Origin of the sequence: Streptomyces sp. NPDC051921, assembly GCF_040680975.1 — a bacterium.
Taxonomy (GTDB): domain Bacteria; phylum Actinomycetota; class Actinomycetes; order Streptomycetales; family Streptomycetaceae; genus Streptomyces.
In genome coordinates, this window is the sequence record NZ_JBFAXU010000018.1 from 32,895 (window position 1) to 51,532 (window position 18,638).

Sequence of the window (18,638 nt, forward strand, 5' to 3'; positions counted from 1 at the left end):
CCCCGGGACCTCTTCAGGTCCCGGGGCCGCCCCTTCAGCCGTTCAGCCTCGGCGCGGTGTTACGCGTCCTTGGACAGGTTCGGGCCCGCCCCGCCCGCCGCCTCCACCGGAGGGACGTCCGGCAGGGCCGACTTCTCCTCGCCGCGGAAGGTGAACTTGCGCTCCTCGCCCTCGCCCTCCGTGTCCACGACCACGATGTGGCCGGGGCGCAGCTCGCCGAAGAGGATCTTCTCGGACAGGGTGTCCTCGACCTCGCGCTGGATCGTCCGGCGCAGCGGCCGGGCGCCCATGACCGGGTCGTAGCCCTTCTTCGCGAGGAGCTCCTTCGCGGACTGGGAGAGCTCGATGCCCATGTCCCGGTCCTTCAGGCGCTCGTCGACGCGGCTGATCATGAGGTCGACGATCTGGAGGATGTCCTCCTGCGTCAGCTGCGGGAAGACGATGATGTCGTCCACACGGTTGAGGAACTCCGGGCGGAAGTGCTGCTTCAGCTCGTCGCTGACCTTCGCCTTCATCCGCTCGTAGTTGGACTTCGTGTCGCCCTGGGCCGCGAAGCCGAGGTTGAAGCCCTTCGAGATGTCCCTGGTCCCGAGGTTGGTCGTCATGATGATGACCGTGTTCTTGAAGTCCACGACCCGGCCCTGGGAGTCGGTCAGTCGACCGTCCTCCAGGATCTGGAGAAGGGAATTGAAGATATCGGGGTGGGCCTTCTCGACCTCGTCGAAGAGGACCACGGAGAACGGCTTGCGGCGCACCTTCTCGGTGAGCTGGCCGCCCTCTTCGTAGCCGACGTATCCGGGCGGAGAACCGAACAGACGCGAGACGGTGTGCTTCTCGCTGAACTCCGACATGTCGAGGGAGATCATCGCGTCCTCGTCGCCGAAGAGGAATTCGGCGAGCGCCTTGGACAGCTCGGTCTTACCGACACCGGACGGACCGGCGAAGATGAACGAACCGCCGGGGCGCTTCGGGTCCTTCAGACCGGCTCGCGTACGCCGGATGGCGCGCGAGAGGCCGATGACGGCGTCCTTCTGCCCGATGACGCGCTTGTGGAGCTCGTCCTCCATGCGGAGCAGGCGCGAGGACTCCTCCTCGGTCAGCTTGAAGACCGGGATGCCGGTGGCGGTCGCCAGGACCTCGGCGATCAGCTCGCCGTCGACCTCGGCGACGACGTCCATGTCGCCGGCCTTCCACTCCTTCTCCCGCTTGGTCTTCGCGGCGAGGAGCTGCTTCTCCTTGTCGCGCAGGGAGGCGGCCTTCTCGAAGTCCTGCGAGTCGATCGCGGACTCCTTGTCCCGGCGGACGGCGGCGATCTTCTCGTCGAACTCGCGGAGGTCCGGCGGCGCGGTCATCCGGCGGATGCGCATCCGGGAGCCGGCCTCGTCGATCAGGTCGATCGCCTTGTCCGGCAGGAAGCGGTCCGAGATGTAGCGGTCGGCCAGGGTCGCGGCCTGGACGAGGGCCTCGTCCGTGATGGAGACACGGTGGTGGGCCTCGTAGCGGTCGCGCAGACCCTTGAGGATCTCGATCGTGTGCGGCAGCGACGGCTCGGCGACCTGGATGGGCTGGAAGCGGCGCTCCAGCGCGGCGTCCTTCTCCAGGTACTTCCGGTACTCGTCGAGCGTGGTGGCACCGATGGTCTGGAGCTCACCGCGGGCGAGCATCGGCTTGAGGATGCTGGCGGCGTCGATCGCGCCCTCGGCGGCGCCCGCACCCACGAGGGTGTGGAGCTCGTCGATGAACAGGATGATGTCGCCGCGGGTGCGGATCTCCTTGAGGACCTTCTTCAGGCGCTCCTCGAAGTCACCGCGGTAGCGGGAGCCGGCGACCAGCGCGCCGAGGTCCAGGGTGTAGAGGTGCTTGTCCTTGAGGGTCTCGGGCACCTCGCCCTTGACGATGGCCTGGGCCAGGCCCTCGACGACGGCGGTCTTGCCGACGCCGGGCTCGCCGATGAGGACCGGGTTGTTCTTGGTGCGGCGGGACAGCACCTGCATGACCCGCTCGATCTCCTTCTCGCGCCCGATGACCGGGTCGAGCTTGGACTCGCGGGCCGCCTGGGTGAGGTTGCGGCCGAACTGGTCGAGGACCAGGGACGTCGAGGGGGTGCCCTCGGCAGGACCGCCGGCGGTGGCGGCTTCCTTGCCCTGGTAGCCGGAGAGCAGCTGGATGACCTGCTGCCGCACCCGGTTGAGATCGGCGCCCAGCTTCACGAGGACCTGGGCGGCGACGCCCTCGCCCTCGCGGATCAGGCCGAGCAGGATGTGCTCGGTGCCGATGTAGTTGTGGCCGAGCTGGAGGGCCTCCCGGAGCGACAGCTCCAGGACCTTCTTGGCACGAGGGGTGAAGGGGATGTGCCCGGACGGGGCCTGCTGGCCCTGGCCGATGATCTCCTCCACCTGCTGGCGGACCGCCTCGAGCGAAATCCCGAGGCTCTCCAGGGCCTTAGCGGCGACACCCTCACCCTCGTGGATAAGGCCCAGGAGGATGTGCTCGGTGCCGATGTAGTTGTGGTTGAGCATCCGGGCTTCTTCCTGAGCCAGGACGACAACCCGCCGCGCGCGGTCGGTGAACCTCTCGAACATCGTTAATCGCTCCTCAGAGCGGTCAGTCAGTTAGGGGTCGATCCCCTCCCTGTCCTTCCGCAGCTTAGTCCCGCAAGCGGGGACCGCTCATTCCAACTGCCGACATCCGTCCGGATCACCCCCTTACTTCTCGGGGAGACCTGCTGCCGAACAGCCGACAAATGCTCCAACTCGATGGTGCGAGACGATGTTCCCGCAGGCCAAGCTGTTACCCGCGCCTCCAGTACGCCGATGGCGAACGTGAGACGCTTCTGCCCGCGAGACGCCCCTCCTCACATGGAATGTCTTACCCGTAAGCACGGACACTCCATGCGGCACACCCCGGTTCCCTCCGCTACGGGCGAACAACCTTGCGCTCACGAATGCACCCGTACGCCCCCATCATGGACACACTGCGCACCGGATCAAGGACCCTGCGTCACCGGAGGCGTAACCCGTGAGCCCCCGTCGGCGTTCCCCCGGTATGGCCTCCACCGTCCCCCTCCCCCGCTCGCCGCTCGACAGCGGCGGGGCGACGGCGCGGTGGTACGAGCACGAGCTCGGCTGGGCGACCGCGGCCGGGCCTCCCGTGCAGCTGGTGACGGGGCTGCGCTTCGACGTCCTGGAGCTGCCCGCGGCGGCCGGCCGGGGCGTGCTGCACCGGATGGGCGCCGCCGTCGGCCCGGTGGCCCTGATGGGGCGGCGGATGCGGATGCTCGTGGCCGCGGGGAGCGCGGAGGAGCTGCCCGGGCTCCTGGACTGGCTGGAGTGGGGCGGGATCTCACTGGATCTGGGGATGCTGGGCACCGACGGCCGGATGACCGCCCCCGCACCCCCAGGCCGGAGACCGACCGGTCGGAGCGGTTCCGGCCGACCGGGCGCCGCGGTGTGGCTGAGGGCCCCGGAGCCGGGACGCGAGGTCGAGTCCTCGCTGCCGGCCCTGCGGCCCTCACTGCGGGGCGGTACGGGCGCCCCCTGCCTGGCGCGGCTCGTGGCCGTCGCCGCCGCCGAGTGCCACCGGGCCCGGCTGCTGAGTGCTGCCCGTGGCCACCGGCCGGAGCCGGGGGCGGGGACGGGCGCTCAGCAGCTGACCGCTCAGCGGTTCGCGTCCTCGTAAGCCTGCTTGATGTCGGCCGGCACGCGGCCGCGGTCGTTCACGTTGTAGCCGTTCTCCTTGGCCCACGCACGGATCTTCGCGGTGTCCGGGCTGCCGCCGGCAGCGGCGACGCGGCCCTTGCCCCGGGCACCGGCGCTGCGACCACCGGTACGGCGGCCGCTCTTGGTGTACGGCTCGAGCAGGTCACGGAGCTTGTCCGCGTTGGCGGTGGTGAGGTCGATCTCGTAGGACTTGCCGTCCAGCGCGAACGTCACGGTCTCGTCCGCCTCGCCGCCGTCGAGGTCGTCGACAAGAAGGACCTGAACCTTCTGTGCCACCGGATTTCCTTTCATCGAAAATGCAGTACGCGGAAAGGAAACCGCTTTTCCCGGAAAAACACAAACCCCTGGCAGAGGTTCAGAACCCCGGCAACGCGGGAAACGTGCGCGATTCGGACATAGGCACTCCGATCCATGACCGTCCGGGCTCTCGTCACAGGTGCAGAAGCATCCGGCTGTTGCCCAAGGTGTTCGGCTTCACTCGTTCGAGACCCAGGAACTCCGCGACACCCTCGTCATAGGAACGCAGGAGCTCGCTGTAGACATCTCCGTCGACCGGAGTCTCGCCGATCTCGACGAAGCCGTGCTTCGCGAAGAAGTCGACTTCGAAGGTGAGGCAGAAAACCTTGCGCACCCCGAGCCATCGGGCGGTGTGCAGCAACTTGTCGAGCACCTGATGTCCCACTCCGGCGCCCTTGAACTCCGGATCGACCGCGAGGGTGCGCACTTCGGCGAGGTCTTCCCACATCACGTGCAGGGCGCCGCAGCCGACGACCGTGGCGTCGTCGTCACGTTCGGCGACCCAGAACTCCTGGATGTCCTCGTAAAGGGTGACCGTCGCCTTGTCGAGCAGGATGCCGCGCCGCACGAAGGGGTCGACGAGGCGGCGCACTGCGGCGACATCGGAGGTGCGGGCCCGGCGCACGGTGACGGCATTGGCGGAAGCGGATGACATGGGGGGACGTTATCGCCCGGGACCTGCGGGAGCCTCGCCGCCCTCGGAGGATTCGGCGGGGCCGGCGGCAGCGGCGGGGCCGCCTTCGGGGGTGTCCCGCTGGACGATACGGACGGCGTCGTTCAGTGCTTCGCGCTGTTCGGGCGACATCATGCCGAAGAAGGCGACGAGGGCCGCGGCGGGGTTGTCGCTCTGCGCCCAGGCCTCGTTCATCAGCGCGGCCGAGTAGGCGGCGCGGGTGGAGACCGCCGTATATCGATAGGCGCGGCCTTCGACTTCCCTGCGCACCCAGCCCTTCTGATGGAGATTGTCCAATACGGTCATGACGGTGGTGTAGGCGATGGACCGTTCCTGCTGGAGATCCTCCAGGACTTCCCGGACGGTTACCGGGCGGTTCCATTGCCAGACGCGGGTCATCACCGCGTCTTCCAGCTCTCCCAATTGACGGGGCACAGCGCCACCTTAGTGCGAGTTCACCGCATATCGGTCTCTTTGTGGAGAAAAAGCCCTGTAAGACAGCAAAAAGGACGTACGGCCCTGTTGCGTCGGTCGTACGTCCTCGGGACTTGCGGGCCCGCTACGGGGCGGTGGTGCCGTTGTTCTGGCGGGCGGACTCGGCGCGTGCGAGGGCGGCGTCCACGAGCGCGTCCTCCTTGGCCTTGTTCGGTCCGCCCTGGCTCTTCACGATCACCACGACGAGGGCGATGAAGAACGCGGCCATCACGACGGGGGGCACGAGCGCGGATACGTAGTCCATGGCGTCCAGAGTAGCTATCCGGCCGCGCGTTCCTCGGGCGGGGGCGGCGGAACGGGGCGTCGGCGCGGCGGGAACACCTCGGACGGTTTGGGCACCGGCCGCTCGCCGGGCGCGGGCGGCTTGGGGGCGGGCTTCGCGGGCCCGCCCGGGGAGGAGTCGGGCCTGGGCCCGTCGTCCGAGGCGCGCCCGCCGGGCAGGGCGAGCAGGCGGGCGCGCGGGACCGGGGACGGGACGCCCACCGGGGCGGTACGGCCCCGGACCTGGGCGACGCGGGCGAGCCGGGCGCGGACGGATCGTTCCGCCAGGACCTGGCAGCGGGCCAGGAGCGCGGCGGCCGCGGGGTTGGAGCGCAGCGCTCGGAGAGCGGCGAGGTCGTCGGCCCCGGGGTCGTAGCCGGCGGCCAGGGCGTCCCGGAGGAGCTCCAGGTAGCCGGCCAGCGAGCCGGGCAGGGCCTGGCGGTAGCGGACCAGGTCGGCGAGGAGGAAGGCGCGCTCCCGGCCTGCCTCGCGCACCGCCTCGTCCACGGAGTCGGCCAGGCGCAGGCAGTCCTGGACGTCGTCGTCCTGAAGGGGGGCAGGGTTGAGTGCGGTGGCGAGGGCGCGTCGGAGCACACGCAGCTCGTCCGCGCTGAACGCCATGCCGCCACGGGATCCGTAGGGCGTGGGCATGGGCCGACGATACGCGCTAATCGGACAAATCTGCCGCTTATCGATCTTCCCGGCGGGTCGGGGACGACCGACTCCCGGGACACCCCCGGCCTGATCCGAAAGGCAGGCCCGCCCTCGCCCGCCCTACATCCGGGCGACGTTCCGCTCGTAGACCATCCGCAGGCCGATCAGGGTCAGCCACGGCTCGTGCGCGTCGATCTCCTTGGAGTCGGCGAGCACCATCGGCGCCAGCCCACCCGTCGCGATCACCGTCACGTCCGACGGCTCCCCGTTCGCACCGACCAGCTCGCGCTTCATCCGCGCGACGACGCCGTCCACCTGTCCCGCGTAGCCGAAGACGATGCCGGACTGCATCGCCTCGACCGTGTTCTTGCCGATCACGCTGCGCGGGCGGGCCAGCTCGATCTTGCGGAGCATGGCGCCCTTCACACCGAGCGCCTCGACCGAGATCTCGATGCCCGGGGCGATCGCGCCGCCCGCGTACTCACCGCGCGCGGTGATCGCGTCGTACGTCGTCGCCGTGCCGAAGTCGACGCAGATCGCCGGACCACCGTAGAGCTCGACCGCCGCGACCGCGTTGATGATGCGGTCGGCGCCGACCTCCTTGGGGTTGTCCGTGAGGACCGGGACGCCCGTCTTGACGCCCGGCTCCACGAGCACGGCCGGGACGTCGCCGTAGTAGCGCCGGGTCACCTCGCGCAGCTCGTGGAGGACCGAGGGGACCGTCGCGCAGATCGCGATCCCCCCGATGCCGTTGCCCAGCTCGGCGCCGAGCAGCGGATGCATGCCCATCAGGCCCTGCAGCAGGACAGCCCACTCGTCGGCGGTGCGGCTCGGGTCGGTGGAGATCCGCCAGTGCTCGACGATCTCGTCGCCGTCGAAGAGCCCGAGTACCGTCTGCGTGTTGCCGACGTCGATGGTGAGCAGCATCAGGAGCGCACCTCGCGCAGGTCGAGGCCGATGTCGAGGATCGGGGACGAGTGGGTGAGGCCGCCCACCGCCAGATAGTCCACACCGGTCGCCGCGTACGCCGCCGCGTTCTCCAGCGTCAGCCGGCCGGAGGACTCCAGCACCGCCCGGCCGGCGACCAGGGCGACCGCCTCCTCGGTCTCGATCGGGGTGAAGTTGTCCAGCAGGATCAGGTCGGCGCCCGCGTCCAGGACCTCGCGGACCTGGTGCATCGTGTCGACCTCGACCTCGATCGGCAGGTCCGGGAACAGCTCCCGCACGGCCTTGAACGCCTGCGCCACGCCACCGGCGGCCACCACGTGGTTGTCCTTCACCAGGGCCGCGTCCGACAGCGACATGCGGTGGTTGACGCCGCCGCCGCAGCGCACCGCGTACTTCTCCAGGGCGCGCAGGCCCGGGGTGGTCTTCCGGGTGTCGCGGACCTTGGCCCGCGTGCCCTCCAGGGCGTCGGCCCACCTGCGGGTGGCGGTGGCGATCCCGGACAGGCGGCACAGGATGTTCAGGGCGCTGCGCTCACCGGTGAGCAGGTCGCGGGTGCGGGCGGTGACGCTGAGCAGCTTGTCGCCGGCCTCGACCCGCTCGCCGTCCTCGACGTGCCGCTCGACCTCGAACTCGTCGGTGCAGACGATCGACAGGACCGCCTCGGCGACCCGCAGGCCGGCCACCACACCGGCCTCGCGGGCGGTGAAGTCGGCGGTCGCGACGGCGTCCTCGGGGACGGTCGCCACGGTCGTCACGTCCACGCCGCCGTCGAGGTCCTCGGCGATGGCCAGGTGCGCGATGTCCTCGACCTGGACCGGGTCGAGGCCGGCGTCGGCGAGCAGCTGGGCGAGCGCCGGGTCGAGCCCGCACTCGAACTCGTCGGCCCCGCCGCAGCCGCAGCCGTCGCCGCAGCCTCCGGCGGTCCCCTCCGGGGCGGCGTTGATCTGGATCAGGGGGACGTCCACGGGCTGCGGACGTGCTTCCTCGGGCGTGCTCACGACAGCGGCTCCAGGGGTGCGTCGGTGGTTACGGGCGGAAAGTCTGCGCCGGTGGTGCCCCGCACCACCAGTCGTCGGTCGGACGTCAGGCGGACGACCAGATGGCGGCGCCAGGTCGCGTCGTCACGGTCGGGGCGGTCCTCGCGCCAGTGGCAGCCGCGGGTCTCCTCGCGCGCGCGGGCGGCGGCCACCAGGACCCGGGCGACGCACAGCAGGTTGGTGGTCTCCCAGGCCTCGACGCCGGGCTCGGCCGCCTTGCGGTCCTCCTCGGCGTCGAGCCGCAGGCGTTCCAGGGCGTCTGCCGCGACGGCCAGGCTCTCGGCGGAGCGCAGCACGCCCGCGCCCTCGGTCATGATCCGCTGGATCTCCCGGCGGACCTCGGGGACGAGCAGCGAGAGCTCCCGGGCCTCGGCCGGGACGTCCGGCAGGCCCTCGCGGTGGGGGCCGTGCGCCACGATGTCGGCGACGATCCGCTCCGCGAAGACCAGGCCCTCCAGGAGCGAGTTCGAGGCCAGCCGGTTGGCGCCGTGCACGCCGGTGCAGGCGACCTCGCCGCACGCGTACAGGCCGGGCACGGTCGTACGGCCGTGCAGATCGGTGCGGACGCCGCCGGAGGCGTAGTGGGCGGCCGGGGCGACCGGGACCGGCTCGGTGACCGGATCGATGCCGTGCGACCGGCAGGCGGCCAGGATGGTCGGGAAGCGCTGCTCCCACATCTCGGCGCCGAAGTGCCGGCCGTCGAGGTACATGTGCTCCGTACCCCGTTCCTGCATGCGGCGCGTGATCGCCTTGGCGACGATGTCGCGGGGCGCCAGCTCGGCCAGCTCGTGCTGCCCGACCATGAAGCGGACCCCGTCGGCGTCGACCAGGTGGGCGCCCTCGCCCCGGACCGCCTCGGAGACCAGCGGCTGCTGGCCCTCGGAGTCGGCCCCGAGGAAGAGCACGGTCGGGTGGAACTGGACGAACTCGAGGTCGGAGACCTCCGCGCCGGCCCGCAGCGCGAGCGCGACGCCGTCTCCGGTGGAAACGGCAGGGTTGGTGGTGGCGGAGAACACCTGGCCCATGCCGCCGGTGGCCAGGACCACGGCGGGGGCGTGCACGGCGCCCACGCCGTCGTGCTGCCCCTCACCCATCACGTGCAGGGTGACACCCGCCGTGCGGCCCTCGGCGTCCTTGAGGAGGTCCAGGACGAGCGCGTGCTCGATGGTGCGCACGCCCCGCTCGCGTATCGCCTCGACCAGGGCACGGGAGATCTCGGCTCCGGTCGCGTCGCCGCCGGCGTGCGCGATCCGGCGGCGGTGGTGGCCGCCCTCGCGGGTCAGCGCGATCGCGCCGTCCGCGGTGAGGTCGAAGGAGGCACCCGTCTCGATGAGCCGGCGCACCGCGTCCGGCCCCTCGGTGACGAGGGCGCGCACGGCCCGCTCGTCGCACAGCCCCGCCCCGGCGACGAGCGTGTCGTCGAGGTGCTGCTCGGGGGTGTCGCCCTCGCCGAGCGCCGCGGCGATGCCGCCCTGGGCCCAGCGGGTGGAACCGGCGTCGAGCAGGGCCTTGGTGACGACGACGGTGCGCAGCCCCGCCGCGGTGCAGCGCAGGGCCGCGGTCAGACCCGCGACACCCGAGCCGACCACGACGACGTCGGCGTCGACGGTCCAGCCGGGGGCGGGCGCGTGCAGCCGTATTCCGGTCACTTCGTGGCTCCGAAGGTCAGGGGGAGGTTGTCGATGAGCCGCGTGCTCCCCACCCGCGCGGCGACGGCGAGGATCGCCTCTCCGTCATGGTCGTCCGCGACCTCCGTGAAGTCGGCCGGGTCGACCAGGGCCAGGTAGTCCAGGGTGAGCGGCGGCTGCGCCTTCGCCGCGTCGTCGAGCACGGCGCGGGCGGCCGCCCGCACGGCCCCGGCACCCCTGCCCTCGGACGCCTGGGCGACCGCGTGGGCGTCGGCGGCGGCGCGGGCCTCACCGAGCCGGGACAGCGCCTCGGCACGGTTCTCGGCCCGCCCCTGGGCTCCGGGCAGGGCGGCGGCGCGGGCGCGCAGCGCCTCCTCGGCGGCGAGCCGGTCGCGGGCGGCGAACAGCGCGCGGGACAGCGCGAGGGCGGTCTGCCGCTCCTCGGCCGACAGGTAGCGGTTACGGCTGGACAGAGCCAGGCCGTCGCCCTCGCGGACGGTCGGCACGCCGACGATCTCGACCGGGAAGTTCAGGTCGCGGACCATGCGCCGGATCAGGGCCAGCTGCTGCGCGTCCTTCTGGCCGAAGAAGGCCAGGTGGGGCTTGGTGAGGTGGAGGAGCTTGGCGACGACGGTGAGCATCCCGTCGAAGTGCCCCGGCCGGGAGGCGCCCTCCAGAAGCTCCCCCATGGGGCCCGCGGTGATCCGGACCTGCGGTTCGCCGCCGGGGTAGACCTCGTCGACGGAGGGACCGAAGACGGCGTCGGCGCCGGCTTCGGCCGCGAGCAGCAGGTCGGCGTCGAGGGTGCGCGGGTAACGGTCGAGGTCCTCGCCCGCGCCGAACTGGAGCGGGTTGACGAAGACGGTGACGACGACGGTGCCTTTCTTCCCGGCCCGCTCGCGTGCGGTACGGATCAGGGTGGCGTGACCCTCGTGCAGCGCGCCCATCGTCATGACCACGGCAAGGGTGCCCCGGGGCCGGTGTCCGACGAAGTCCTCGAGGTCCTCGACCGTGGGAAGCAGCTCGGCCGGGTGGCGGACGGGCTGGCCGCCGTCGGCGCGGTCGCGGGCGAACAGGCTCATCGGTCGTCTCCTTGCGGCCCGTCGGCGGGTCCGGTCGTGCCGGTGGTTCCGGTGGTTCCGGTGGGGCCCGCCGAGGCGTCGGCGGCGAGCACGCCCAGCAGGTCCTCGGCGAGCTCGGGCTTGAGCAGGCCGTGCGCGAGTGCGCGGTCGGCGGTGGCGCGGGCCATCGCGAGGTAGCCGGCGACGGTACCGGGCGCGTGCTTGTGCAGCTCGGCGACGTGGGCGGCGACCGTGCCGGCGTCGCCGCGGGCGACGGGCCCGGTGAGGGCGGCGTCGCCGGAGCGCAGCGCGTTGTCCAGGGCGGCGCCCAGCAGCGGGCCGAGCATCCGGTCGGGGGCGGTGACGCCGGCCGAGCGGAGCAGGTCCATGGCCTGGGCGACCAGGGTGACCAGGTGGTTCGCACCGAGGGCGAGGGCCGCGTGGTAGAGCGGGCGGTTCTCCTCGGCGATCCACTCGGGCTCGCCGCCCATCTCGATGACGAGCGCCTCGGCCGCGAGCCGCAGCTCGTCGGGGGCGGTGACGCCGAAGGAGCAGCCGGCGAGCCGCTGGACGTCCACGGAGGTGCCGGTGAAGGTCATGGCGGGGTGCAGGGCCAGCGGCAGGGCGCCGGCGCGGCGGGCCGGGTCGAGGACCCGGACCCCGTAGCGGCCGGAGGTGTGCACCAGGAGCTGGCCCGGCCGTACGGCGCCGGTCTCGGCGAGGCCCTCGACGAGACCGGGCAGGGCGTCGTCGGGCACGGTGAGCAGGACCAGGTCCGCGAGGGCGAGCACCCGCGCGGGCTCCACGACCGGCACGTCCGGCAGCAGGGCCGCGGCGCGCCGCCGGGAGGCGTCGGAGACCGCCGAGACGGCCACCGGGCGGTGCCCGGCGAGCTGGAGGGCGGCGGCGAGGGCGGGGCCCACGCGGCCCGCGCCGACGACTCCGACGCCGAGCCTGGCGGGGCGGTCCTCGGCCCGGTCCGCCTGGGGGTGCCGGGGTTCTGGTGGTGCGTTCACTGTTCGGGTCGGCCTTCCGTTCCAGTCCTCGGTGGGTACCGGACGATTTCTGGTCATGCTACGCCAGCGTTTCGCGCCCTCCTGCGGCTGTCCACAGGGTGTGGGCGGCGGTACGGCCGGCGAACGGAGGCTGTGGAAAAGCGCGTGGAGGGCGAGGGCCCCATGGCCCATGATCGGGCCATGGAATCCGATCAGCCCGCGGAAGAGCGGCGAACGGCCGGGGCCGGACACAGCCCGGAGGAATCGGCCCGGGTGCACCGGGCCAAGGTGTGGGGCGGCGCCCCGCGCAAACTGTGGGACGCCTCGATGGACGGCAGCGCCGGAGCCCGGCTCCGCGAGCTGGCGGACTGGGCCGCGGGCACGCCGTACGGGGACACGCCCGTCGACACCTACGGCGACACGGTGGTCGAGCAGCTGGAGCGACGGGTCGCCGAGGAGCTGGGCTTTCCGGCGGCGGCCTTCTTCCCGACCGGGACCATGGCCCAGCAGATCGCGTTGCGCTGCTGGGCCGGGCGCACCGGGAATCCCGTGGTCGCGCTGCACCCGCTCGCCCATCCGGAGGTGCACGAGAACCAGTCCTTCGGGCGGGTGAGCGGCCTGCGCACGACCCACCCCACGGACGAGCCGCGGCTGCCGACGGCGGACGAGGTGCGGGAGCACGCCGAGCCGTTCGGCGCCCTGATGCTGGAGCTGCCCCTCCGGGACGCCGGATTCGTCCTGCCCACCTGGGACGAGCTCGTCGACGTCGTGGACGCGGCCCGGGAGCGGGACGCGGTGGTCCACTTCGACGGGGCGCGGCTGTGGGACTGCCCGACGCATTTCGACCGCTCGCTGCCGGAGATCGCAGGGCTCGCGGACAGCGTCTACGTGTCGTTCTACAAGTCGCTCGGCGGCCTGTCGGGCGCCGCACTGGCCGGCCCCGAGGAGCTGGTGGAGGAGGCGCGGCTGTGGCGCCACCGCTACGGCGGCCAGGTCTTCCAGCAGTACCCGGCGGCCCTCTCGGCGCTGCGCGGACTGGACACCGAGCTCCCCCGGCTGCCCGCGTACGTGGCGCACGCGCGCGTGGTCGCGACCGCGCTGCGGGAGGCCTTCGCGGAGGCCGGTGTCGGCTGGTACCGGGTGCACCCGGAGGTCCCGCACACCCACCAGTTCCAGGTCTGGCTGCCGTACGGACCCGACGCCCTGACCGCGGCCGCGCTGTCCCTGACGGAGGACACCGGCGCCGCCCTGTTCCGCCGCTGGTTCCCCGCTCCCGCGGGCGGCCCGCCGGGTGTGGCCGCGACGGAGGTGACGATCACCGCACCGGGCCTGGAGTGGACGGCGGAGGACGTGAAGAAGGCGGTACGGGACTTCCTGGCCCGGCTGTAGCCCCCTGCGCCTCCCGCCCGAGCCGGGGACCAGGGCCGGGCCGGGGACCAGGGCACGGCGGGTGGCCGGCGCCTGGGCGCGGCCGGGGTCCGGCGCGCGGCCGCGCTCAGGGCGTGTCCCGCACGGGCGGGCCACCACAGCTAGGTCGTCCCGCGGTGCAGCCAGCACCTGAGTGCCCTGCGGACGCGGCCCCTGGCCGGGCGGCCCGCCAGGACCGCCTCGAAGCGCCGGTGGTCGCGGGCGGCCCGCAGCGCCGCGACGTCGAGGGCGCCGGGCACGGGCGGCGGGGGCTCGTCGTGCCGGGCGGCGCGGTAGGCGTCGAAGAGGTACTGGTGGAGTGCGTTCATGGGCCCACCGTGCGCCGGGGCCGCGGCGTGCGGCCCGCGGATTGACGGGGCTCGTCAAACGGCAGGACAGGCACCCCACCGCACCCCGCACCATGGGTCCGTGAGCGTGACCATCGACATCACCGGACTGCCGCACGAGCGGATCACCTTCTGCCCCTCGCCGCTGGCCGAGCTCGGCAACGCCCTGCACGCCCTCGCCGAGCCGGGCCACCACGCCAGACTGCACGCCTGGACGACCACGACGGCCGCCGCGCTCAAGCCCGAGCTCGCCGACCGGCTGCACGAGGCCGACTTCATGTGGCGGTCCACCCGTTCCGACTTCCTGCTGCCCGCGCACCCCCGGGAGACCCTCGCCGAGGAGCTGGACGACCTCGACCGCCTGGACGACGAGAAGTTCGTCGGCGCGGCCCTGGAGATCTCGTGCAGCACCCTCAACACCGACGGCATCCCCTCCCCGCTCGTCGACGAACGGTCCCGGCGCCGCGCGCTCGACCTGGCCGCGGCGCGCGGCCCGCGCCAGTCCGCGTTCGTGGAACGGATGCTCGCCGAGCCGACCGCCACGCGCGCCTGGATCCGCCGCCTCCTGGAGGACTGCGACCAGGTGTTCTTCGCCGACACCTGGCGCCGGGTCCGCGTCCAGCTCGCCGCCGACGCCCGGCACAAGACCGAGCTGCTCCGCCGCAAGGGCCTGGCCGAGGCCCTGACGGCCGCCTCTCCCGCGCTGGCCCTGGAGGAGGACGAGCGCGGCTCACGGATCGTCGTGGACAAGCTGGTGCACGGCCGGACCGAGGCCCACGGCGGGGCCGTGACGCTGATGCCGACCGCGTTCGGCTGGCCGCACCTCTTCGCCCTGTCCGCACCCGGCTGGCAGCCCGTGATCCAGTACCCGGCCGACGCCGGTGAGATCGGCGGCGCCGAGCCGGTCGAGACGGTCAAGCTGCGCCTCGAGGCCATCGCCCATCCGATGCGGATGCGGCTGTGCCGCAGCCTGGCCCGCGGCCCGTTCTCGACGAGCGAGCTGGCCGACGCGTACGGCATCACGGCCCCGGAGGTCTCCCGCCACCTCTCCGTCCTGAAGAAGGCGGGCCTTCTGACCACCCAGCGCCGTGGCCGCTACGTGCTGCACCAGCTGAACCCCTCCGTCGTCGCCCGCCTGGGCAGCGACTTCCTGGAGTCGGTGCTGCGCTAGAGAGGCGGCGCGGGCGGGCGGGGGCGGTGCTCCGACAGGAAGGCGGCGCGGGCGGGCGGGTGGTGCTCCGCCAGGAAGGCGGCGCGGGCGGGCGGGTGGTGCCCCGCCGGACCGGTCCTAGTCGAAGCGGATGTGCGCGAGTCCCACCCGGATCCGCCGCAGCCGGTGCCGTAGCGCCCCGTCCGTGTTCGGCGTGATCCGCAGACCCGCCAGCTCCGCGATCCGGTCGGCGACCCGCGGGACGGTGAGTTCGTCCGTACGGATGTGGTGGGCGAACCGCGCGTCGGCGAGGGCAGCCAGGCAGCCGTCCAGCTTCCGCACGGCGAAGCTCTCGCGCTTGAGCCCGCGCCCGAGCCCCCGCTCGGCGAGGCGCGCGAGCACCGTCCCGCGGTCGGCGAGCAGCGCGAAATGCCGCACCCGCTCCTCGCCGTGGACGGCCCGCAGCCGCCCGACGATCTCCTCGAAGTAGGCGGGCTCCACGAGTGTCATCGGCACCAGCACCGGCCCCTGGTGGCTCCGCAGCGCCAGGTCGAGCACCTCGTACACGCCCTGCCGCCAGGCGGCGAGGTCCTGGAAGTCGCCCCGGAGCTCGGGCGGCAGCGTGCGGTGCAGCCCGAAGCCCACGTGTTCCGGGTCGCAGACGACGCTGCCCGGCAGCCGCCGCAGCAGCTCGTACGCGGTCTGGGTCTTGCCGCCGCCGAACGGCCCGTTGATCCAGAGCAGCACGTCAGCGGCCGCCCGCGCGCACGAGCCCCGTCTCGTAGGCGAGGACGACGACCTGCACCCGGTCGCGCAGGTCCAGCTTGGTGAGGATGCGGCCCACGTGCGTCTTCACGGTCGCCTCGGACAGCACCAGCCGGGCGGCGATCTCGCCGTTCGACAGGCCCTGTGCCACGAGCAGCATCACCTCGCGTTCCCGGTCGGTGAGCCGGTCCAGCTCCTTGTGCTCCGGCTCGCGCCCGGACGACGGCAGCATCGGCGAGAAACGGTCCAGCAGGCGACGGGTGGTCGACGGGGCGACGACCGCGTCGCCGCTGTGCACGGAGCGGATCGCGCCGAGCAGCTCGGCCGGCGGCACGTCCTTCAGCATGAAGCCGCTGGCGCCCGCCTTGAGGCCGGAGAACGCGTACTCGTCGAGGTCGAAGGTGGTCAGGATCAGCACCTTCGGCGCGTCCGGCTGCGAGCAGATCCGCCGGGTCGTCTCCACGCCGTCCAGCTTGGGCATGCGCACGTCCATCAGCACGACGTCCACCGATGTGCTCCTCAGCACCTCCAGGGCCTCCACGCCGTCGCCCGCCTCGGCCACGACCTCCATGTCCGGCTGGGCGGCGAGCACCATGCGGAAACCGGTGCGCAGCAGCACCTGGTCGTCGACGAGCATCACGCGGATGGACATGTCAGGAGTCCCCTTCCAGGGCGCTAGGGAGCTACGGAGCTAGTGAGCGGGCTTGAGCGGCAGCAGGGCGCTGATGCGGAAGCCGCCGCCGGGACGCGGGCCTGCGTCCAGGGTGCCGCCGACCATGCCGACACGTTCACGCATGCCGATCATGCCGTGGCCACGCCCGTCGGCGCCCCCGTCCTCGTACATCTCCTGCGGCGCCCCCCGTCCGTCGTCCTCGACGAGCAGTCCGAGGCCGTCGTCGAAATAGACCAGGCGGACGCTGGCGCCGACGTCGGGGCCGCCGTGCTTGCGGCTGTTGGTGAGGGCTTCCTGGACGATCCGGTACGCGGTGAGCTCGACGCCGCTGGGCAGCGGGCGCGGGGTGCCCTCGATCTTGAAGTCGACCGCGAGTCCGGCACCGCGCACCTGCTCGACCAGCTCCTCGATCTGCTGCACGTCGGGCTGGGGCACGTACTCACCGGCCTCCTGGTGCTCCCCGGTGCGCAGGATGCCGAGCAGCCGGCGCATCTCGGCGAGCGCCTGGCGGCCGGTGCCGGCGATGGTCTCCAGGGCCTGCTTGGCGGTCTCGGGCGAGGAGTCCATGACGTACGCGGCACCGTCGGCCTGCACCACCATCACGGACACGTTGTGCGCGACGACGTCGTGCAGCTCGCGGGCGATCCGGGCGCGCTCGGCGGCGACGGCCACCTTGGCCTGCGCCTCCCGCTCCTGCTCCAGGCGGGAGGCGCGCTCCTCCAGCTGTGCGAAGTAGGCACGGCGGGTGCGCAGGGAGTCGCCGAGGACCCAGGCGAGCGCGAAGGGCACGGTCATGATCACGGTGAAGAAGACGCGGGCGGCGGAGGAATCCGTCTCGGTCATGGGCCAGCGCAGCTGCGACAGCGTCGCGGCGCTCAGTCCGCCGGCGAGTGCGAGCCGGGAGGCCCAGCGGGGGCCGTCGTGCGCGGCGACGGTGTAGATGATCACGAGCATGGCGAAGTCGGCCATGAAGGGGACGATCCCGAACGCGAGCTGGGCCAGGCCGAGCGCGACCGCGAGCACCAGCATCCTCTCCGGCATGCGCCGACGCAGGGCCACGACCAGGGAGAACAGCGCGGCGACGGCGCCGTAGGCGACGGGCTTCCCGGTCGCCGGGTAGGTCGAACCCACCCACAGCAGGGAGAACCCGAACAGGACGACCGCCCAGAAGGAGTCGACGCCCGTCGGGTGTCTGCGGATGAAGTCGTAGAGACGCTGCACGTAACCCAGCGTAGGGAAAGCGGATAGGTGCAGGGGTCAACCGTGGGAGCGATCCTTCCCGTGAGGCCCGTACTCCCCAAGGTGGAGACTGGGACGCGTGACGGATGAGACGTGTCAGTGGGACGGGTGGCTCGGGTGGCGGGCGGCCATGGAACGGGCGCTGTACGGCCCCGGGGGCTTCTTCCTGCGCCCCGAAGGCCCGGCCGGCCACTTCCGCACCTCGGTGCACGCCTCCCCGCTCTTCGCCGGCGCGGTGGCCCGGCTCCTGGTGCGGGTCGCGGAGGATCTCGGCACGGACGAGCTCGCCTTCGTGGACGTGGGCGCCGGGCGCGGAGAGCTCCTCACGGGAGTGCTCGCGGCCGCCCCGGCGGGCCTCCGGGTCCGCCCCTACGGGGTGGAGCGCGCCGCCCGGCCCGCGGACCTGGACCCGCGGATCACCTGGACCGATCGGATCCCGGACGGCGAGCGCGGCCTGCTCTTCGCGAACGAGTGGCTGGACAACGTGCCGGTGGACATCGCCCAGGTCGACGAGACCGGGGCCGTTCGCCACGTCGAGGTACGGGCCGACGGAACGGAACGGCTCGGCGCCGCGGTGTCCGGCCCGGACGCGGAGTGGCTGGACCGGTGGTGGCCGCTGCGCGAGCCCGGCGAACGCGCGGAGATCGGCCGCCCGCGCGACGAGGCCTGGGCGGCGGCGGTCGCCGCCCTCGCGGCGGGCACGGCGGTGGCCGTCGACTACGCCCACCTCCACCCCTCCCGCCCCCTCTTCGGCACCCTCACCGGCTACCGGAACGGCCGCGAGGTCACCCCGGTCCCGGACGGCTCCTGTGACCTGACGGCCCACGTCGCGCTGGACGCGTGCGCGGCGGCGGGGGCGGGTGCTGTGGCGTGGTCGGGAGGTGCGGCGAGGTCGGGAGCTGCGGCGGGGTCGGGAGCTGCAGCGAAAGCGGCTGCGGCAAAGGCGGCTGCGGGCATCGGCACCGGCACCGATGACGGGGCCGGGACCGGGGGCCGGGCCTGGGCCGGGACCGGGACCGGGACCGGGGCCGGGACCGGGACCGCCCCAGGGATCGTGACGCAGCGGGAGGCCCTGCACGGCCTCGGCGTCACCGGCGCCCGGCCCCCGCTCGCCCTCGCCTCCACCGACCCCGCCGGATACGTCCGCGCCCTCGCGGGCGCGGGCGAGGCCGCGGAGCTCACGGCGCGCGGCGGGCTGGGCGACTTCCTGTGGCTGACGCAGCGGGTGCCGTCCGGCACCCGGGGGGCATAGCCGCACGCCGCGTTCCGGGGGCGGGACGGCGTCCGGG

19 protein-coding genes are annotated in these 18,638 nt (G+C 72.8%); 4 read left to right on the forward strand and 15 right to left on the reverse strand.

What is annotated here, in order from left to right:
• Positions 1-59: 59 nt before the first annotated feature.
• On the reverse strand, positions 60-2,582 hold the full coding sequence (locus AB0M16_RS23340) for an ATP-dependent Clp protease ATP-binding subunit (RefSeq protein ID WP_365345883.1): 2,523 nt from the start codon (positions 2,580-2,582) through the stop codon (positions 60-62).
• Positions 2,583-3,045: 463 nt separating this feature from the next.
• On the opposite strand from AB0M16_RS23340, the gene AB0M16_RS23345 reads away from it, so the two are divergent.
• The gene (locus AB0M16_RS23345; protein WP_365345885.1) at positions 3,046-3,678 is read left to right on the forward strand and encodes an SCO3374 family protein; all 633 of its coding nucleotides are present in this window, start codon (positions 3,046-3,048) and stop codon (positions 3,676-3,678) included.
• Here the strand turns inward: AB0M16_RS23345 and AB0M16_RS23350 are convergent.
• The 10 genes from AB0M16_RS23350 to AB0M16_RS23395 all read right to left on the reverse strand — a co-directional run bounded on the left by AB0M16_RS23350 (position 3,657) and on the right by AB0M16_RS23395 (position 11,846).
• Positions 3,657-3,995: an Lsr2 family protein gene (locus AB0M16_RS23350; RefSeq protein WP_365345887.1), complete on the reverse strand. Its 339-nt coding sequence runs from the start codon at positions 3,993-3,995 to the stop codon at positions 3,657-3,659. The genes AB0M16_RS23345 and AB0M16_RS23350 overlap by 22 nt on opposite strands.
• A gap of 154 nt (positions 3,996-4,149) precedes the next feature.
• Positions 4,150-4,671, reverse strand: coding sequence for an amino-acid N-acetyltransferase (locus tag AB0M16_RS23355; RefSeq protein ID WP_365345889.1), 522 nt, complete (start codon positions 4,669-4,671; stop codon positions 4,150-4,152).
• A 9-nt stretch (positions 4,672-4,680) separates the two neighbouring features.
• Complete coding sequence (locus tag AB0M16_RS23360) at positions 4,681-5,124, reverse strand: BlaI/MecI/CopY family transcriptional regulator (RefSeq protein WP_365345891.1); 444 nt, start codon at positions 5,122-5,124, stop codon at positions 4,681-4,683.
• Positions 5,125-5,248: 124 nt separating this feature from the next.
• The gene (locus tag AB0M16_RS23365) at positions 5,249-5,428 is read right to left on the reverse strand and encodes a hypothetical protein (protein WP_365345895.1); all 180 of its coding nucleotides are present in this window, start codon (positions 5,426-5,428) and stop codon (positions 5,249-5,251) included.
• A 14-nt stretch (positions 5,429-5,442) separates the two neighbouring features.
• Positions 5,443-6,066 carry a hypothetical protein gene (locus tag AB0M16_RS23370; RefSeq protein WP_365346141.1) on the reverse strand — a complete coding sequence of 208 codons (624 nt, stop codon included), beginning with the start codon at positions 6,064-6,066 and terminating at the stop codon, positions 5,443-5,445.
• Between the two features lie 153 nt (positions 6,067-6,219).
• The gene (locus AB0M16_RS23375; protein ID WP_365345897.1) at positions 6,220-7,026 is read right to left on the reverse strand and encodes a type III pantothenate kinase; all 807 of its coding nucleotides are present in this window, start codon (positions 7,024-7,026) and stop codon (positions 6,220-6,222) included.
• Positions 7,026-8,045, reverse strand: coding sequence for a carboxylating nicotinate-nucleotide diphosphorylase (nadC, locus tag AB0M16_RS23380; RefSeq protein WP_365345899.1), 1,020 nt, complete (start codon positions 8,043-8,045; stop codon positions 7,026-7,028). The genes AB0M16_RS23375 and nadC overlap by 1 nt, the downstream gene beginning before the upstream one ends.
• Positions 8,042-9,733, reverse strand: a complete 1,692-nt coding sequence (locus tag AB0M16_RS23385) for an L-aspartate oxidase (protein WP_365345901.1) — start codon at positions 9,731-9,733, stop codon at positions 8,042-8,044. Before AB0M16_RS23385 ends, nadC begins: the two co-directional genes overlap by 4 nt.
• On the reverse strand, positions 9,730-10,794 hold the full coding sequence (gene panC, locus AB0M16_RS23390; protein WP_365345903.1) for a pantoate--beta-alanine ligase: 1,065 nt from the start codon (positions 10,792-10,794) through the stop codon (positions 9,730-9,732). The genes AB0M16_RS23385 and panC overlap by 4 nt, the downstream gene beginning before the upstream one ends.
• Positions 10,791-11,846 carry a DUF2520 domain-containing protein gene (locus tag AB0M16_RS23395; RefSeq protein ID WP_365345905.1) on the reverse strand — a complete coding sequence of 352 codons (1,056 nt, stop codon included), beginning with the start codon at positions 11,844-11,846 and terminating at the stop codon, positions 10,791-10,793. Before AB0M16_RS23395 ends, panC begins: the two co-directional genes overlap by 4 nt.
• A 123-nt stretch (positions 11,847-11,969) precedes the next feature.
• Here AB0M16_RS23395 and AB0M16_RS23400 point away from each other — a divergent pair, with 123 nt between their 5' ends.
• Positions 11,970-13,157 (forward strand): beta-eliminating lyase-related protein, encoded by a 1,188-nt coding sequence (locus tag AB0M16_RS23400; RefSeq protein ID WP_365345907.1) that lies wholly within the window; start codon positions 11,970-11,972, stop codon positions 13,155-13,157.
• Positions 13,158-13,297: 140 nt separating this feature from the next.
• Here AB0M16_RS23400 and AB0M16_RS23405 read toward each other — a convergent pair whose 3' ends face one another.
• A complete protein-coding gene (locus AB0M16_RS23405) occupies positions 13,298-13,504 on the reverse strand; it encodes a hypothetical protein (RefSeq protein WP_365345909.1) in 207 nt (68 codons plus the stop codon).
• Positions 13,505-13,604: 100 nt separating this feature from the next.
• Between AB0M16_RS23405 and AB0M16_RS23410 the strand changes: the two genes are divergently transcribed.
• The gene (locus tag AB0M16_RS23410) at positions 13,605-14,693 is read left to right on the forward strand and encodes a DUF5937 family protein (protein ID WP_365345911.1); all 1,089 of its coding nucleotides are present in this window, start codon (positions 13,605-13,607) and stop codon (positions 14,691-14,693) included.
• 117 nt (positions 14,694-14,810) lie between these two features.
• On the opposite strand, the gene AB0M16_RS23415 is transcribed toward AB0M16_RS23410, so the two are convergent.
• From AB0M16_RS23415 to AB0M16_RS23425, 3 genes are read right to left on the reverse strand one after another with little or no spacing between them, the layout of a single operon-like run.
• The gene (locus AB0M16_RS23415; protein ID WP_365345913.1) at positions 14,811-15,419 is read right to left on the reverse strand and encodes an ATP-binding protein; all 609 of its coding nucleotides are present in this window, start codon (positions 15,417-15,419) and stop codon (positions 14,811-14,813) included.
• Between the two features lies 1 nt (position 15,420).
• Complete coding sequence (locus AB0M16_RS23420) at positions 15,421-16,089, reverse strand: response regulator transcription factor (RefSeq protein WP_365345915.1); 669 nt, start codon at positions 16,087-16,089, stop codon at positions 15,421-15,423.
• A gap of 39 nt (positions 16,090-16,128) precedes the next feature.
• Positions 16,129-17,331: a sensor histidine kinase gene (locus AB0M16_RS23425; RefSeq protein ID WP_365345917.1), complete on the reverse strand. Its 1,203-nt coding sequence runs from the start codon at positions 17,329-17,331 to the stop codon at positions 16,129-16,131.
• A 148-nt stretch (positions 17,332-17,479) separates the two neighbouring features.
• Between AB0M16_RS23425 and AB0M16_RS23430 the strand changes: the two genes are divergently transcribed.
• The gene (locus AB0M16_RS23430) at positions 17,480-18,601 is read left to right on the forward strand and encodes an SAM-dependent methyltransferase (protein WP_365346143.1); all 1,122 of its coding nucleotides are present in this window, start codon (positions 17,480-17,482) and stop codon (positions 18,599-18,601) included.
• Positions 18,602-18,638: the final 37 nt, after the last annotated feature.

Excerpts from the sequence above, each read along its gene's own strand:
- AB0M16_RS23430 (WP_365346143.1), top strand. The coding sequence starts at position 17,480 with ATGGAACGGGCGCTGTACGGCCCCGGGGGCTTCTTCCTGCGCCCCGAA.
- panC (WP_365345903.1), bottom strand. The coding sequence starts at position 10,794 with ATGAGCCTGTTCGCCCGCGACCGCGCCGACGGCGGCCAGCCCGTCCGC.
- AB0M16_RS23420 (WP_365345915.1), bottom strand. The coding sequence starts at position 16,089 with ATGTCCATCCGCGTGATGCTCGTCGACGACCAGGTGCTGCTGCGCACC.
- AB0M16_RS23340 (WP_365345883.1), bottom strand. The coding sequence starts at position 2,582 with ATGTTCGAGAGGTTCACCGACCGCGCGCGGCGGGTTGTCGTCCTGGCT.
- AB0M16_RS23355 (WP_365345889.1), bottom strand. The coding sequence starts at position 4,671 with ATGTCATCCGCTTCCGCCAATGCCGTCACCGTGCGCCGGGCCCGCACC.
- AB0M16_RS23365 (WP_365345895.1), bottom strand. The coding sequence starts at position 5,428 with ATGGACTACGTATCCGCGCTCGTGCCCCCCGTCGTGATGGCCGCGTTC.
- AB0M16_RS23375 (WP_365345897.1), bottom strand. The coding sequence starts at position 7,026 with ATGCTGCTCACCATCGACGTCGGCAACACGCAGACGGTACTCGGGCTC.
- AB0M16_RS23370 (WP_365346141.1), bottom strand. The coding sequence starts at position 6,066 with ATGGCGTTCAGCGCGGACGAGCTGCGTGTGCTCCGACGCGCCCTCGCC.
- AB0M16_RS23395 (WP_365345905.1), bottom strand. The coding sequence starts at position 11,846 with ATGACCAGAAATCGTCCGGTACCCACCGAGGACTGGAACGGAAGGCCG.
- AB0M16_RS23400 (WP_365345907.1), top strand. The coding sequence starts at position 11,970 with ATGGAATCCGATCAGCCCGCGGAAGAGCGGCGAACGGCCGGGGCCGGA.
- AB0M16_RS23345 (WP_365345885.1), top strand. The coding sequence starts at position 3,046 with ATGGCCTCCACCGTCCCCCTCCCCCGCTCGCCGCTCGACAGCGGCGGG.
- AB0M16_RS23405 (WP_365345909.1), bottom strand. The coding sequence starts at position 13,504 with ATGAACGCACTCCACCAGTACCTCTTCGACGCCTACCGCGCCGCCCGG.